This window comes from Patulibacter ginsengiterrae (assembly GCF_056269115.1).
Window position 1 is genome coordinate 177,709 of sequence record NZ_JBWDOG010000009.1, and the last position, 13,919, is coordinate 191,627.

Below are 13,919 nucleotides of genomic sequence, written 5' to 3' on the forward strand. Positions count from 1 at the left end.
TCGTCTTCGTCGCCTTCTTCAGCTCCCTGCTGCTGACGGGCGCCGCCTGCTTCGGGGGTCTGCCGCGCCGAGTCTGCGGACCTGGTCGTTCGGGAGCGGTCGATGGATCGCGAGGCGGTGTTCTTCCCGGGCTTGATGGGGCCGGTCGCATCGACGATGGGCCTTGCCCATATCGGGTTGTGAGGCCCGTTTGACCCCGGTCGGCGGTGGCCACGGCGGGGGCGTGCGGGTTGCGCTACTGGTGCTGATGGGCGGGTCGCATCAGCGATGGGCCCTGGCGCATCCCCAACCGCGGGGGCGGGGCGTTCCCGATCGGGCGCCGACGGACGGGCGGCGCGTGCGGCGGCGCGGGGTGGTTCAGGGGCGTCGGTGTGCCCAAGTGCTTGACGTGGACAGAGAGTGCGCTACTGTCTCGTTCGTACGTACGAACGAGACGGCGGGGACGAGATGACGACGATCACATCACTCGGGTTGCGGGAGCAGGCAGAGCTGCTGGCCAGCGGCGAGACCAGCTCCCGTCAGCTGGTCGACGCCGTGCTCGAGGGCATCGCGCAGGCGCAGCCGGAGCTCAACGCCTTCCGGATCGTGCTGGCCGACGAAGCGCGCTGCGCCGCCGACGAGGCCGATCGGCGCCTCGCGGCCGGCGAGCGGCTGCCGCTGCTCGGGGTCCCGATCGCGATCAAGGACGACACCGACCTCGCCGGCCAGGAGACGCGCTTCGGCTGCGCGGTGCGTCTGACCCCGGCCGCCGAGGACGCCGAGCTCGTCCGGCGGCTCAAGCAGGCCGGGGCCGTGATCGTCGGCAAGACCACCACCCCCGAGATCGGGCAGTGGCCGATCACCGTCGGCGACGACTTCGGCGCCACCCGCAACCCGTGGAACACCGCCTACACGCCGGGCGGCTCGTCCGGGGGCTCGGCGGCGGCGGTCGCGGCCGGGCTGGTGCCCGCGGCGGTCGGCTCCGACGGGGCAGGATCGGTCCGGATCCCCGCCGCGTGGACGAACCTCGTCGGGATCAAGCCGCAGCGCGGCCGGATCTCGACCTGGCCCGACGCCGAGGCCTTCCACGGACTGACCTGCAACGGCCCGCTGGCCCGCACCGTCGGTGACGCGGCGCTGCTGCTCGACGTCCTGACCGGCAACCACCCGGACGAGCTGCACCAGCCGCCGGCCCCGGAGGAGTCCTACGCCCTCGCCGCGACCCGCGACCCCGGTCGCCTGCGGATCGGCCTGGCGCTGAACCCGCCGTGGGTGCTGGTCTCGCGCCGGCTCGACCCCGACGTCCGGCTCCAGATCGAGCGGCTCGGCGACGTGCTGCGGGATCTCGGCCACGAGGTCGTCGAGCGCCGCGTGCCGTACGGCCCGATCGGCGCGCTCTTCATGCCGCGCTCGATGAGCGGCATCCGCGACTGGGTCAAGCGGTTCCCGAAGGACGCGGCGCTCGACCACCGGACCCGTGAGAACGCGCGCACCGGCACGATCCTCGGCGGCCCGCTGCTGGGGCTCTCGCAGGCGCTCGACCGGACCTACCAGCGCTGGATCGGCCGGACCTTCCGGGACTGCGACGTCGTGCTCAGCCCGACGACCGCGACCCCGCCACTGCCGGTCGAGGCGATCGACGGTCTGAGCAACATGGACACCGACCGGGTCGTCGCCGGGGCCTGCCCGTACAGCTACCCGTGGAACGTGCTCGGCTGGCCGGGGGTCAACGTGCCGGCCGGCTTCACCGGCGCCGGACTGCCGATCGGGGCGAGTCTGCTCGGCCCGGCGAACAGCGAGGGACGGCTGATCTCGCTCGCCGCGCAGCTCGAGAAGGTCGAGCGTTGGCATGAGCGCTGGCCGTCCGACAACGGCGGCTTCGACGTGACCGGCCGCGGCGCGGCGGACGCCGTGCCGCGCCAGGCGGCAACATCCGTGGGGTGAGCAACGCCCCCGAACCGACCTCCGAGACTCCGGAGGTCGCGGCAGACCAGCCGACGGGCGCGGTCGCGCCGGGTGCCGGCCGCGCCCCGGCCGCGGCCGATCCGTCGGAGGTCCCGCCCCGCGAACGGATCGTCCGCGCGGTCCTGCGGCTGATCGGCGAGCAGGGCGTCGGGGCGGTCAGCCACCGCCAGGTCGCACGGGAGGCCGGGGTCTCGCTGGGGACCTTGACCTACCACTTCCGGGACCGGACGGAGCTGTTGAGCGAGGGGCTGCGGCTCTTCACCCGGGAGGAGGTCGACCGGCTGGCGCGGATCGGGGCCGGCCTGCGCTCGGGCGAGCTGGGGCTGGCCGACCTCGGGGACCTGGTCGGTGTGGCGCTGGCCGGGGCGGCCGGCGTCGCCCAGACCGTCGCCCAGTTCGAGCTCTACCTGCACGCCTCGCGCGCGCCGGAGGTCCGCGACGCGGTCGCCGAGTGCCGGGCCGCCTACGACGCGCTGGCCCGCGAAGCGCTGGTGCTGCTCGACGTGCCCGACCCCGACGGGGTCGCGCCGCTGGTGGTCAGCGCGATCGACGGGCTGACCCTGCGCCGGCTGGCGACTGGCGAGGATGTGTCCGAGCAGATCGCGCGCGCCCTGCTGCTGTTCGCCGCGGGCGCTCGCGCGGTCGGCTGACCGTCCGGACCTGCTCAGTCGGCGGTCCAGTAGGCGTCGCTGCCGGTCGGGTGCTCGTGGGCGCCGGCGGCGAGCAGCCGCTCGCGGGCCTGGGCGCGGTCGTCGACGAGGTCGAGGACCCCGGCGACCTCCTGGGTCGAGAGCGGCTCGCCGGCCCAGCGCAGGACCTCCAGCGGGTCGTCGGCCCACGGCCGCTGGTCGAGCTCGGGGGCGAGGTTGGCGATCAGGGTCTCGATCGTCAGCGCGGTGTGGAAGCCGGGGGCCTCGAGCGTCCGGTCACCGACGCCGAGCACGTAGCTGGGGCAGGTGTAGCGGCGCCCGGTGCCGGTGTCCTCGCCGGGGCCGGGCTGCCACTCGTCGCCGGAGTCGCCGAGCTTGTGGTCGAGCGCGAGTGCCGCGGCGCTCGGATGGCGGGCGGCGGCGAGGTCGGCCTGGAAGGCACGCTCGACGTCGTCCTCGGCAGTCCAGGCGCGCAGCTCGTCGGGGTCGAGACCGGTCCGCACGGCGGCCTCGGCGATCGTCGCGTCCGCGCTCAGGTCCCGCCCCTCGGCCAGGGTCAGCGTGTGGAGCGCGCGCAGCAAGCGGATCGCCGCGTCGACGCCACGCCGCTCGCGGACGGCGACGATCGCGCGGCAGGCGGGCCAGGTGGCGCCGACCTCCCGCGTGGCCGCCGTCGTCAGCGGCTGGCCGAGCGGGTCGAAGAAGCGCAGGCTCTCGGCCGCCCGCTCGGGGGTGTATCCGATCCGGGCGTAGACGCTGCCGTCCTTCGAGAGCCCGACGAGCCGCAGCGACCAGTTCAGCTGATCGCCGTAGCGCCAACGCAGCCGCCACCGGATCGGCTCGGCGCTGAAGGCCCACGGGCAGGCGGGGTCGGTGTACGTGGTGACGTCGACGACAGGCACAGGCCGACGGTAGCGCGCGGGCGACCGGACCCCGTGCGCAATGGCGATCCGCAGGCGATCACGCGGCCGCTCGGGAAGCGACCGCGGACCGCCTCCCGTCAGGCGTGGGCGTGCGGGCGACCGCTGGCGACCTTGCCGTACACCCACAGGAAGAGCAGGGCGCCGAGGATCGCGGTGATCCAGGTCCCGAGGCTGAAGAAGCTGCTCAAGCCACCGATGCCGATCGCGGAGGCGATCAGGCCACCGACGATCGCGCCGACCACGCCGACCACCAACGTGCCCAGGAAGCCTCCCGGCTCCGGGCCGTTGCTGATCGCTCGGGCGATGAAGCCGGCGATCAGCCCGAGGATGAGGAAAGCGATGATGCCCATACGTGCACTCCTTGTCGTGACGGGCCCCCGGGGGGCGGGAGCCTCGCTCGTGGACTGCGGGTACCCGCGCCGGCCGACTCCCAATCGCGGCGGGACGAACGTCCGCAAGACGGCAGGCCAAGCCGACCGGACGGGTCCGGTCGGCTGCTGCGGGCGGGCGTCACCGCGGCGCGCCGCGCGGGCGCTACTTGCGGTGGAGCCGGTCCCGGACCGCGTCGACGACGTGCTCGGCCTTGTGCTTGACGTCGTCCAGTGCCTCCTTCGCCTTGCCGGCGGCCTGGTCGTTCTTGCCCTCGGCGCGGAGCTCGTCGTCGTCGGTGGCCGCGCCCGCGGCCTCCTTGGCCTGGCCCTTGATGCGATCCTTGTCCGGGGTCATGCGTCGTCCTTCGGTTGGGGGAGCTTCGACACCTCTGGAGTCGAGTACCCACCGAACGGCCGGGCGAACCCCGCGTTCGGCCGAACGAGCTAGCGGGCCGGTGGCTGGCGGCCGAGCAGCAGCTCCGAGAGCCGCTCGCGCAGGCGCCGGGCCTGGATCCGGACGTCGCCGAACCAGGTGCCGCCGGTCAGCACCACCACCGGCGCTCCGCGGGGCGCGAACTGCCCGGCCTTCTGGCGGACGTCGCCGAAGAAGGCCTTGCTCCGGACCTGGACCGCGACGCCCTCGGGGACGAGCAGGAGGACGTCGCCGAAGACGGTCGAGGCGTCGATCTGGACCTCCGCGTCGGAGACCACCGCCTCGCGCAGGTCGATCACCACGTCACCGAAGACGCTGGTCCAGCGGCTGCGGGCGGGGACCCGCCAGGCGCCCGCCTGACGGATGTCGCCGAAGACGGCCGACAGCCCGCCGAGCGTGGCGAGGTCGGTGCCGGCGCCAGCCGACCCGGTCGCCGCGACGTGGTCGAGCGTCACCGGCAGGTCGCGGGTGAGGCGTTCCAGCTCGACCCGGGTGGTCGAGGACCCGGCCGCCTCGATCCGGTCGGCGAGCTCCTCGAAGGTCAGACGGCCCTCGCCCGCGGCGTCGCGCAGGACGGTCATCGTCTGATCGCGCTCGGCGTCGGACGCGCGGATCGCGGGGGAGTCCTCGGGGACCGACATCGCCGTCGATGCTACCCCGCGCCGACGGGAGCGGGCGGGGCCGGCGGGGCCGGGCGCGGCGCTTCTCGCGCCCGCCCGGCCGTGTTCGGCTACCGCTGGAGCTTCTTGTACGTCAGGCGGTGCGGGCGGTCGGCCTCGTCGCCGAGCTGCTCGTGGCGCCAGGCCTCGTACGCCTGCAGGTTGCCCTCGAACCACTGGGCGGTCGAGTTGCCCTCGAAGGCGAGGATGTGGGTGGCGATGCGGTCCAGGAACCAGCGATCGTGGGAGATGACCACCGCGCAGCCCGGGAACGCGAGCAGGCCGTCCTCGAGCGCCTGCAGGGTCTCGACGTCGAGGTCGTTGGTCGGCTCGTCCAGCAGCAGGACGTTGCCGCCGCGGCGCAGCAGCTTGGCGAGGTGGACGCGGTTGCGCTCACCGCCGGAGAGCGAGCCGACCTTCTTCTGCTGGTCGCCCTTCTTGAAGTTGAACGACGCCACGTACTGGCGGGAGTTCATCTCGCGGTCGCCGACCTTGACGTAGTCGAGCTTCTCGGAGATCTCCTCCCAGACGTTGTTGTCCGGGTTGAGCGAGTCGCGCGACTGGTCGACGTAGGAGAGGTCGACGGTCTCGCCGAGCTTGATCTCGCCCGCGTCGGGCTTCTCGGCGCCGGTCAGCATCTTGAACAGCGTCGACTTGCCGGCGCCGTTCGGCCCGATCACGCCGATCATGCCGCCGGGCGGCAGCGTGAAGCTGAGGTCCTCGAACAGCAGCTTGTCGCCGAAGCTCTTGCTCAGGCCCTTGGCCTCGATCACCGTGTCGCCGAGCCGCGGTCCGGGCGGGATCGTGATCCGGGTCTCGTCGAGCCGCTGGGCGGACTGCTCCTTGAGCAGCTCGTCGAGGTTGTTCAGGCGCGCCTTCTGCTTCGTCTGGCGCCCCTTGGGGTTCTTGCGCGACCAGTCGAGCTCCTCGTTGATCCGCCGCTGGCGGGCCACGTCGGTGCGCTTCTCCATGGCCATCCGCTTGGCCTTGTTGTCGAGCCAACCGGAGTAGTTGCCCTCGAACGGGTAGCCGCGGCCACGGTCGAGCTCGAGGATCCAGCCCGCGACGTTGTCCAGGAAGTAGCGATCGTGGGTGACCGCGACGATCGTGCCGGCGTAGTTCTCGAGGTGCCGCTCGAGCCAGGCGACCGACTCGGCGTCGAGGTGGTTGGTCGGCTCGTCCAGCAGCAGCAGGTCGGGGGCCGAGAGCAGCAGGCGGGCGAGCGCCACGCGGCGCTTCTCGCCGCCGGAGAGGTCGACGACGTTCCAGTCGCCGGGCGGGCAGCGGAGCGCGTCCATCGCGTACTCGACCTTGTTGTCGAGGTCCCACGCGTCGGCGGCGTCGATCTCGCCCTGGAGCCGCGCGAACTCGGCGGCGGTCTCGTCGCTGTAGTTCATCGCCAGCTCGTTGAACCGGTCGACGAGCGCCTTCAGCTCGGAGAGGCCGTCCATCACGTTCTCGTGGACGGTCTTGTTCTCGTCGAGGTTCGGCTCCTGCTCGAGGATCCCGACCGTCGCGTTGGGGGCGAGCACGGCCTCGCCGTCGAAGTCCTTGTCCTGGCCGGACATGATCTTCAACAGGCTCGACTTGCCCGACCCGTTGACGCCCAGCACGCCGATCTTCGCGCCCGGGAGGAACGACAGCGACAGGTCTTTGAAGACCGTCTTTTCGGGCGGATGCACCTTGGTGAGCTGGTGCATCGTGAAGACGTACTGCGAGGACATGCCTAGACGGTATCGAGGCCGTGTGGCGTGATGCCCGGTCCCGCCTGCGGTCCCGGCGGTCGTGCCGCGCGTGTGGCGGTCCCCGGCCGGCGGCCTCAGACCCCGATGACCGGCTGTGTCGGGCAGAGCCGCCGCAGGTCGTCCGGATCGCTGGTGACGATCACGCCGTCGTACATGGCGGCGATGACCGCGACGTGCGCGTCGACGACATCGGTCGTTCGCGTGATCTTCAGGAGGCGGCCGATCGCCCGCGCGGCGGCGCGGTCGAGCGGGAGGATCCGGGCACGGGTGACGAGCGCCGAGAGGCCGGCCTGGCGGGCGGGGTCGCGCCAGACCGGGGCGAGGGCCGAGGCAGGGATCAGGAGCTGCGAGGCCACGAGGTGGCTGCCCCGCGCCAGCGCCCGCGCCGCGTCGGAGCCGCGCTCGGCGGCGATCAAGGCTCCGGCGTCGAGGATCACCGGACGCCGATGGGCCTCGGCGGTCATCCGTCGATCTCGCCGCGGATGATCCGGTTGGCCCACTCCTGGGTCTCGTCGGGGACCGGGCCGTACTGCTCGTCGAGTCCGTCGAGCCAGACGTCGATCCCGTTCTTGCTGGGGCCGGCCTTCTCGTCTGCGGCCTCGGCGAAGAACGCGCTGACGCTGGTGGCGTCCCCGGCCGCGACCCGTTCCCTGACGCGGGTGATGACCTCGTCCGGAACCGTGATCGTGATCCGCTGCATACGATCATCATACCGCCGAGGGGGCGGGGCGAGACGGGGTTCGGTGGAGGCCTTCGGGGGCATGAGCGCCACGCTACGGCCCAGCGCGTTGCGTGTGTGCGGCGTCGGTGTGCCGACTTCGCGGCGCGGGCCGGAGCGTGGCCCCTGTCACGGCTGCCGGCATCGCCCGTTGCTACGTTTGCTGTGGCTCCCCACCCGTGGGGAGTTCCCGGACGAGAGGGCGCGCCGTACCCGGACCGCACGACGGCGCTCGAAAAGGACCTGTCATGGCCTGGATCATGCTCGTGCTCGCCGGTTTCCTGGAGGTCATCTGGGCGATCGCGATGAAGAAGAGCGATGGCTTCACCCGGATCCCCGAGACCGCGGTCTTCCTGGTCGCCGCGATCGCCAGCTTCGTGCTGCTCTCGCGGGCGCTCCGCGATCTGCCCGTCGGCACCGGCTACGCGGTCTGGACCGGGATCGGCGCGATCGGCGCCGCGATCGTCGGGATGGTCTGGCTGAGCGAGTCCGCCGCGCCGATGCGGCTGGCAAGCATCGGCCTCGTCGGGCTCGGGATCATCGGGCTGGCGCTCAGCTCCACCAGCCACTGACCCGCGCCGGCGCGGGCCGTCGTCCGTCGGCACCGGGCGGGCGCTCGGGTGGACGACGGTGGCTCTGCCGGCCCGGTGGTAGCCGGACGTCCGGGTCCGGAACGAACCCCGCGCGACCCGGCCGTCACGGGCCGGTACCCTCGGAAGGATGGCCGGTTCCGTCTTCGACATCGAGCACGGGCTGGGGCTCCTCGAGCTCCAGCCGCCGTTCGGGAAGCGGGACGTGCAGCAGGCCCGCCGCAAGCTGGCCAAGCGCTGGCATCCGGACCTGGCGCCGCCCGGCAAGCAGTTCGAGCACGAGCGCCACCTCAAGGGCATCAACGAGGCGGCCGACCGGCTCGAGCGGCTGGCCGAGGACTCGCGCGGCGGGAAGGTCACCGCCAACGCGGTCAAGGCCAACGCCGCGGCGGCACGCGCCGCTCGTGCCGAGGCCGGTCGCCGCGCCTACGAGAACGAGCAGTACGCCCGCGAGCGGGCCGAGCACGATCCCTTCGGCAGCCGCACCCCCGACCACTCGGTCGTCCACCGCTACGCCCGCTGCGTGTCGTACCCGGAGTGGGGCGTCGGCAACGTGACCGGCGTCTACTTCACCGGCGAGGGCGACGAGGTCCTCCAGTTCGCGCGGGTCTCGTTCCACCTCGGCGTGCGGACGGTGCCGGCGGGGACGCTCCAGTTCGTCGACTTCTCCAAGCCCGACCCCGGGGCCGAGCGGGTCCAGCGGTTCATGACCGCGGCCCAGCACGCGATGGCCGAGAACGACTTCGCGATCGCCGCCAAGCGGCTGCTCTACGCCCGCGACGCCGATCCGTCGAACGCCTCGGTCCTGCGGATGCTGACCGTCGCGCTGCTCCAGGCGGAGGACCTGCCGGCGGCGGCCCGCGCGGTCCGGGACTGGCTGCGGGTCGAGAACGAGCGTCCGGCGCCGCACCGCTTCGCCGCGCGGATCTACGAGGCCCAGGGAGCGACGATCCAGGCCGAGGAGTCGGCCGGCAAGGTCGTCGCGCTGACGCCCCACGACGGGGCGGCCTGGGCGCGGCTCGGACGGCTGCGGCTGCGGCTGCACGACCGCGCCGGCGCGCTCACGGCGCTGGAGCGAGCGATGGCGCTGGAGCCGACCGTCGAGGGGCTGCTCGACCTCGGGCTCGCCGCCTACCTGGCCGGTGACGTCGGCCGCCAGGTCGACGCCTGCCGCCAGGCGACCGAGTTGATCGCCCAGGACAGCGACCTGGCCCGCGGCCCGCTGGAGGCACGAGCGTGGTCGCGCTACGCCCACGCGCTGGCGCGGACCGATCGCTGGACCGAGGCGCTCGAGGCCTGCGATCGGGCGCTGGAGCTGGCGCCGAAGGACCGCGAGGTCCGCGAGCTGCGGGACCGCCTCCGCGAGCGCACCCCGCGCGAGCTGCAGACCGCGCGCTGAGCTGCTCGGGGTGACGCCCGCCGCGGACGCCCCCCTACGCGGTCGCGGCGTTCGGCTGACGCCGCCAGCGCGCCGTCACGGGGCTACGATCGCGGCGTGACGATCCTCCGTGGCCCGCGTGTCCTCCTGCGTCCCGTGAGCGAGGCGGACGCGGAACCGCTGCGGGCGATCCGCCGCGAGCCGTCGGTCGCCCGCTGGTGGGCGCCGGAGGAGGATCCGGCCTGGCCGCTGGACGACGATCCCGACGTCCGCACCTGGGCGATCGTGGTCGACGAGGAGGTCGTCGGGCTGATCCAGGACTACGCTGAGGACGACCCGGAGTACCGCCACGCCGGCGTCGACCTGTTCCTCGCGACTGCGGCGCAGGACCGCGGGCTCGGCCCCGAGGCGATCCGGCTCGTGCTCCGGCACCTGATCGACGTCGACGGCCACCACCGGGTGGTGATCGATCCCGCCGCGGCCAACGCCCGCGCGATCGCCGCCTACGAGAAGCTCGGCTTCCGGCGGGTCGGGACGATGCGCGGGTACTGGCGGGACCACGTCGAGGGCGTCTGGGCCGACGGCCTGCTGCTCGACCTTCTGGCGGAGGACCTGCTCGACTGACCTCCCTGGGATGCTAGAGCCGTAGCCCCTGTTCGAGCTGGGTGAGGCCCGCGTCGAGCAGCTCGAGGAAGTCCTCGTCGGGGTCGCCCTGGGCGTCGATCATGGTGCTCAGGGCGACACCGAAGATCGCGCCGGCGAGGGTGCGGACGGCGATGTCGTCGGGGCTCCGGCCGGCGCGGGTGGCGAGCGCGGTGCTGAAGACCCGGACGCTGCGGACCGTCTCGTCCATCATCCGGCCGCGCAGCTCGGGGACCGACAGGATCAGGGCATGGCGGGCCCGCTCCGCCTTCCACTCGTCGTCGCTCATCGCCGACCGCAGCTCGCGCATCGCCGCGCGGATCGCGTCGAGCGCGCCCAGCTCGGGGGGCTGGGCGTGGAAGCGCTCGAGCAGGAGGTCGTCGAGGTCGTCCTGCATCACGACCGCGTCCTTCGACGGGAAGTAGCGGAAGAACGTGCTGGGGGAGACGTCCGCGGCCTCGGCGATCTGCTCGACCGTCGTCGCCGCGTAGCCCTGCCGCACGAACAGCTCCAGGCCGCGCTCGCGGATCGTCGCCCGGGTCCGCGCCTTCTTCCGCTCGCGCAGGCCGGCCCGGGCGATGGGCGCCTCAGACGACGATGTCATGCTCCGATTCTGCTCGGTTCGGCGGACCCGCGTCGGACGCGCCGTCGGAGGCCGCCGCCACGCGAGCCTCGGCCTCGGCGTGACCGACCGCGCGGTGGGGCAGGAAGGCCACGGCCAGCAGGACCGCGACGGCGGTGACGCCGCCCGCCACCAGCAGGACGTCGCCGAGGCCGTCGACGAACGAGGCACGGACGGTCTCCAGTAGCGCGGGCGACCCGAGGCGGTCGGCGGCGGCGACGCCGCCCGCGGCGCTGTCGTGGATCGCCGCCGTCGTTCCCCTGTCGATCCCGGAGGGCAGCAGGAGCTGCCCGCGGTAGCCGGCGTTGAGCACGCTCCCGAGCACGGCGACGCCGACCGCCCCGCCGACCTGGCGGACGGCCTGGAGCAGCCCCGAGCCGACCCCGCTGCGGTCGGGCGGCAGGGCACCGATCGCTGCGTCCATCAGGGTCGGCAGGGAGAGCCCGATGCCGAGTCCGGAGAGCGTCAGCCAGCCGGCCGCGAGCCCGTAGCCGCTGCCGACGTCGGTCGTCGCCCCGAGCAGCAGGCCGGCGGCGATCGCCCCCAGGCCGCAGGCGACGACGGTCTTGACGCCGATCCGGACGGCGAGCTTGTCGGCGACGCGGGCCCCGACGATCAGGCCGCCGATCAGCGGCAGCAGCCGCAGTCCGGTGCTCAGCGCGTCGGCGCCCTCGACCGCCTGGAAGTACTGGGGGACGACGAACAGGATCCCGAACATCGCGAACGAGACGACCGTCGCCAGCGCGGCGCTCCAGCCGAAGCTGGCCGACCGGAACAGCCGCAGGTCGACCAGCGGGTGGCCGCCGGGGGTGCGGGTCAGCCGTCGCTGCCAGAGCAGGAAGCCGGCGAGGATCGCCAGGCCGGCGACGAACGCGGTCAGCGCGCGGGCGTCGCCCCAGCCCCGCGAGCCGGCCTCGATCAGGCCGTAGGTCATCGTCGCCAGGCCGAGGCCGGAGGCGAGCACCCCGGGCAGGTCGAGGCTCTGGCGCTCGGGGCTGCGCGACTCGGGGAGGAACCGCGCGACCGCGGCGAGCGCGAGCACGACCACCGGCACGTTGATCAGGAAGATCGACCCCCACCAGAAGTGGTCGAGCAGGAAGCCGCCGAGGATCGGGCCGATCGGGAGGCTGATCGCCGTCGCCATCACCCAGATGCCGAGCGCCCTCGGCCGCTCCTCCGGCGAGAAGACCACGGTCAGGACCGACATCGACAGGGGCATCAGGAACGCGGCGCCGAGTCCGAGCGCGGCGCGGGCGGCGATCAGCGCCCCGGCCGAGGGGGCGGCCGCGCAGGCCGCCGAGGCCGCGCCGAAGACGACCAGCGCGACGAGCAGCAGCCGCTTGCGGCCGTAGCGGTCGCCGAGCAGGCCCGCCGGCAGCAGCATCGCGGCCAGCACCAGCGTGTAGGCGTTGGTGATCCACTGGAGCTGCCCGGTCGAGGCGTTCAGGTCGGTGGCCAGGTCGGGCAGGGCGACGCTGAGGATCGTGCTGTCGAGGCCGACCACGAGCATGCTCAGCGCGAGCGCGGCCAACGTCCACCAGCGGCGGGGATCGTCGTAATTCATGGGAGCAGATCCCAAATAACATTGAACATGAAATGACAGTAGCTCTCAAAATATCGTGCGTCAAGCGAGCGACCGTTGTCCGCCGCGGCCCGTAGCCTCTCCAGGTCGATGCGCCTGATCGTCGCCCGTTGTGAGGTCCGGTACTCCGGCCGTCTCGAAGCCCTGCTGCCCGAGGCGTTGCGGCTCTTGATGATCAAGTCGGACGGCTCGGTGATGGTCCACGCCGACACCGGAGGCTTCAAGCCACAGAACTGGATGACGCCGGAGACCGTGATCGAGCTCGAGCGCGGGGGCGTGCCCGTCCCCGAGGAGTCGGCGGCGACGCCGGCGGATCCCGATCCCGACGCCCCCTACGTGCCGCTGACCCGGATCGTCGTCCGCAAGCGCATGGGCTCGACCGAGGACAAGCTCGACATCCGCGTCGTCGACGTGATCAGCGACATCGTCCACGACATGGGCGAGGCCGCCGCGCTGGAGAAGTCCGGCGTCGAGCGCGAGATCCAGGAGCTGCTGGCCGACGCGCCCCACCACTGCGGCGAGGGCTTCCGGCTGGTCCGGCGCGAGTGGCCGACCGACATCGGCCCGGTCGACCTGATGTGCCGCGACGCCGCGGACGGCTGGGTCGCGGTCGAGATCAAGCGGGTCGGCACGATCGACGCCGTCGAGCAGCTGACCCGCTACCTCGAGCGGATGCGCGACGAGCCCGGGCTCGGCGACGTCCGCGGAGTCCTCGCCGCCCAGCAGATCAAGCCGCAGGCGCGGACGCTGGCCGAGTCCCGCGGGTTGGGCTGGGTCGAGATCGACCTCGCCGTCCTGCGCGGCGAGCGCGAGCCGGCGCTGACGCTGTTCGACCTCTGACCGCGATTCGACGGGCACCCGGGCCGGCGGTACGGTGGCGGCTACGACCGTCGGCGGCGTCCCGTACGTCCCGCTGCCTCGGCCGTCTCCCGCCGTGTCCGACCGACCAGCAGACGCCGCCGATCCGCCGCAGCTCGGCTGGATCGCGCGCGAGGTCGAGGAGGAGCACCCGGAGCTGGCGATGGTGACGGTCGAGCTGCCGTGGGTCGGTCTCCGCCGCAGCCCGCCGTGGGTACGGCACCGGCTCGGTGCGCTCTCGAACCGGGTCCGCGGCGCGCAGGCGCTGCAGACCCGCCAGGAGGACGTGCCGGCGCTGCACCGCGCGTTCTTCCGGCAGATCGGGCTCGATCCCGACCGTGACCGGACGCCGATCGAGCAGGCGATCTTCCTGCGCCTGTGGAAGGGCGGGTTCGTCTCCAACGGGATGCCCGAGGACGCGCTGCTGATCGCGCTGGTCGAGACCGGGGTCGGGGTCTGGGCGGTCGACGCGTCGCTGCTCGACGGCCCGCTCGGGGTCCGCCCGAGCGTCGAGGGCGAGCAGCTCGGCAGCGGCCGGCACGCGAGCGAGCTGCCCACCGGCACGCTGGTGGTCGCCGACGCCGCGCGACCGGTCGCGATGCTGTTCCGGTCGGTCCCGCGTCCGTTCGCGGTCAGCGCGCGGACGAAGCGGGTGGTGCTGTTCGTGCTCCAGGTGCCGGGCGTCTCGCCGGTCCCGGTCCAGGACGCGCTCTGGACCTGTCGCTCGTTGCTCGAGATCGGCTGACGACCGACAGGCCTGCCCGAAGGGGTTGGCGGGCGCACCCGCCGGTGGTAGCGTCGGGC

The 13,919-nt window shown here is 73.2% G+C and carries 16 protein-coding genes; 7 read left to right on the forward strand and 9 right to left on the reverse strand.

Annotation, left to right across the window (positions count from 1 at the left end):
* The first annotated feature begins 447 nt into the window (after positions 1-447).
* On the forward strand, positions 448-1,923 hold the full coding sequence (locus ACVUH9_RS13935) for an amidase (protein ID WP_475757886.1): 1,476 nt from the start codon (positions 448-450) through the stop codon (positions 1,921-1,923).
* The gene (locus tag ACVUH9_RS13940) at positions 1,920-2,594 is read left to right on the forward strand and encodes a TetR/AcrR family transcriptional regulator (RefSeq protein ID WP_475757888.1); all 675 of its coding nucleotides are present in this window, start codon (positions 1,920-1,922) and stop codon (positions 2,592-2,594) included. Before ACVUH9_RS13935 ends, ACVUH9_RS13940 begins: the two co-directional genes overlap by 4 nt.
* 14 nt (positions 2,595-2,608) lie before the next feature.
* On the opposite strand, the gene ACVUH9_RS13945 is transcribed toward ACVUH9_RS13940, so the two are convergent.
* From ACVUH9_RS13945 to ACVUH9_RS13975, 7 genes are all read right to left on the reverse strand, one after another.
* Positions 2,609-3,496, reverse strand: a complete 888-nt coding sequence (locus ACVUH9_RS13945; RefSeq protein WP_475757890.1) for a DsbA family oxidoreductase — start codon at positions 3,494-3,496, stop codon at positions 2,609-2,611.
* Positions 3,497-3,594: 98 nt separating this feature from the next.
* Positions 3,595-3,867, reverse strand: a complete 273-nt coding sequence (locus ACVUH9_RS13950) for a GlsB/YeaQ/YmgE family stress response membrane protein (RefSeq protein ID WP_475757891.1) — start codon at positions 3,865-3,867, stop codon at positions 3,595-3,597.
* A 184-nt stretch (positions 3,868-4,051) separates the two neighbouring features.
* Positions 4,052-4,243 carry a CsbD family protein gene (locus ACVUH9_RS13955; RefSeq protein ID WP_475757893.1) on the reverse strand — a complete coding sequence of 64 codons (192 nt, stop codon included), beginning with the start codon at positions 4,241-4,243 and terminating at the stop codon, positions 4,052-4,054.
* Positions 4,244-4,332: 89 nt separating this feature from the next.
* Positions 4,333-4,962, reverse strand: a complete 630-nt coding sequence (locus ACVUH9_RS13960; RefSeq protein WP_475757895.1) for a DUF1707 SHOCT-like domain-containing protein — start codon at positions 4,960-4,962, stop codon at positions 4,333-4,335.
* 89 nt (positions 4,963-5,051) lie between these two features.
* On the reverse strand, positions 5,052-6,704 hold the full coding sequence (gene ettA, locus ACVUH9_RS13965; RefSeq protein ID WP_475757896.1) for an energy-dependent translational throttle protein EttA: 1,653 nt from the start codon (positions 6,702-6,704) through the stop codon (positions 5,052-5,054).
* Between the two features lie 95 nt (positions 6,705-6,799).
* Complete coding sequence (locus ACVUH9_RS13970; RefSeq protein ID WP_475757898.1) at positions 6,800-7,189, reverse strand: type II toxin-antitoxin system VapC family toxin; 390 nt, start codon at positions 7,187-7,189, stop codon at positions 6,800-6,802.
* Positions 7,186-7,425 (reverse strand): hypothetical protein, encoded by a 240-nt coding sequence (locus tag ACVUH9_RS13975; RefSeq protein ID WP_475757900.1) that lies wholly within the window; start codon positions 7,423-7,425, stop codon positions 7,186-7,188. Before ACVUH9_RS13975 ends, ACVUH9_RS13970 begins: the two co-directional genes overlap by 4 nt.
* Before the next feature lie 266 nt (positions 7,426-7,691).
* Here ACVUH9_RS13975 and ACVUH9_RS13980 point away from each other — a divergent pair, with 266 nt between their 5' ends.
* The 3 genes from ACVUH9_RS13980 to ACVUH9_RS13990 all read left to right on the forward strand — a co-directional run bounded on the left by ACVUH9_RS13980 (position 7,692) and on the right by ACVUH9_RS13990 (position 10,035).
* On the forward strand, positions 7,692-8,015 hold the full coding sequence (locus ACVUH9_RS13980) for a DMT family transporter (RefSeq protein ID WP_475757901.1): 324 nt from the start codon (positions 7,692-7,694) through the stop codon (positions 8,013-8,015).
* A gap of 148 nt (positions 8,016-8,163) precedes the next feature.
* Entirely contained in the window at positions 8,164-9,432 is a 1,269-nt protein-coding gene (locus ACVUH9_RS13985) for a tetratricopeptide repeat protein (RefSeq protein ID WP_475757903.1), read from the forward strand.
* Positions 9,433-9,534: 102 nt separating this feature from the next.
* Positions 9,535-10,035: a GNAT family N-acetyltransferase gene (locus tag ACVUH9_RS13990; protein ID WP_475757917.1), complete on the forward strand. Its 501-nt coding sequence runs from the start codon at positions 9,535-9,537 to the stop codon at positions 10,033-10,035.
* Positions 10,036-10,048: 13 nt separating this feature from the next.
* Here ACVUH9_RS13990 and ACVUH9_RS13995 read toward each other — a convergent pair whose 3' ends face one another.
* Together ACVUH9_RS13995 and ACVUH9_RS14000 are read right to left on the reverse strand one after the other, a co-directional pair.
* Positions 10,049-10,657: an acyl-CoA-like ligand-binding transcription factor gene (locus tag ACVUH9_RS13995; RefSeq protein WP_475757904.1), complete on the reverse strand. Its 609-nt coding sequence runs from the start codon at positions 10,655-10,657 to the stop codon at positions 10,049-10,051.
* Positions 10,641-12,239 (reverse strand): MFS transporter, encoded by a 1,599-nt coding sequence (locus ACVUH9_RS14000; RefSeq protein ID WP_475757906.1) that lies wholly within the window; start codon positions 12,237-12,239, stop codon positions 10,641-10,643. The genes ACVUH9_RS13995 and ACVUH9_RS14000 overlap by 17 nt, the downstream gene beginning before the upstream one ends.
* Positions 12,240-12,347: 108 nt before the next feature.
* Between ACVUH9_RS14000 and nucS the strand changes: the two genes are divergently transcribed.
* Complete coding sequence (gene nucS / locus ACVUH9_RS14005; RefSeq protein WP_475757907.1) at positions 12,348-13,097, forward strand: endonuclease NucS; 750 nt, start codon at positions 12,348-12,350, stop codon at positions 13,095-13,097.
* Positions 13,098-13,191: 94 nt separating this feature from the next.
* Positions 13,192-13,860 (forward strand): hypothetical protein, encoded by a 669-nt coding sequence (locus tag ACVUH9_RS14010; RefSeq protein WP_475757909.1) that lies wholly within the window; start codon positions 13,192-13,194, stop codon positions 13,858-13,860.
* Positions 13,861-13,919: the final 59 nt, after the last annotated feature.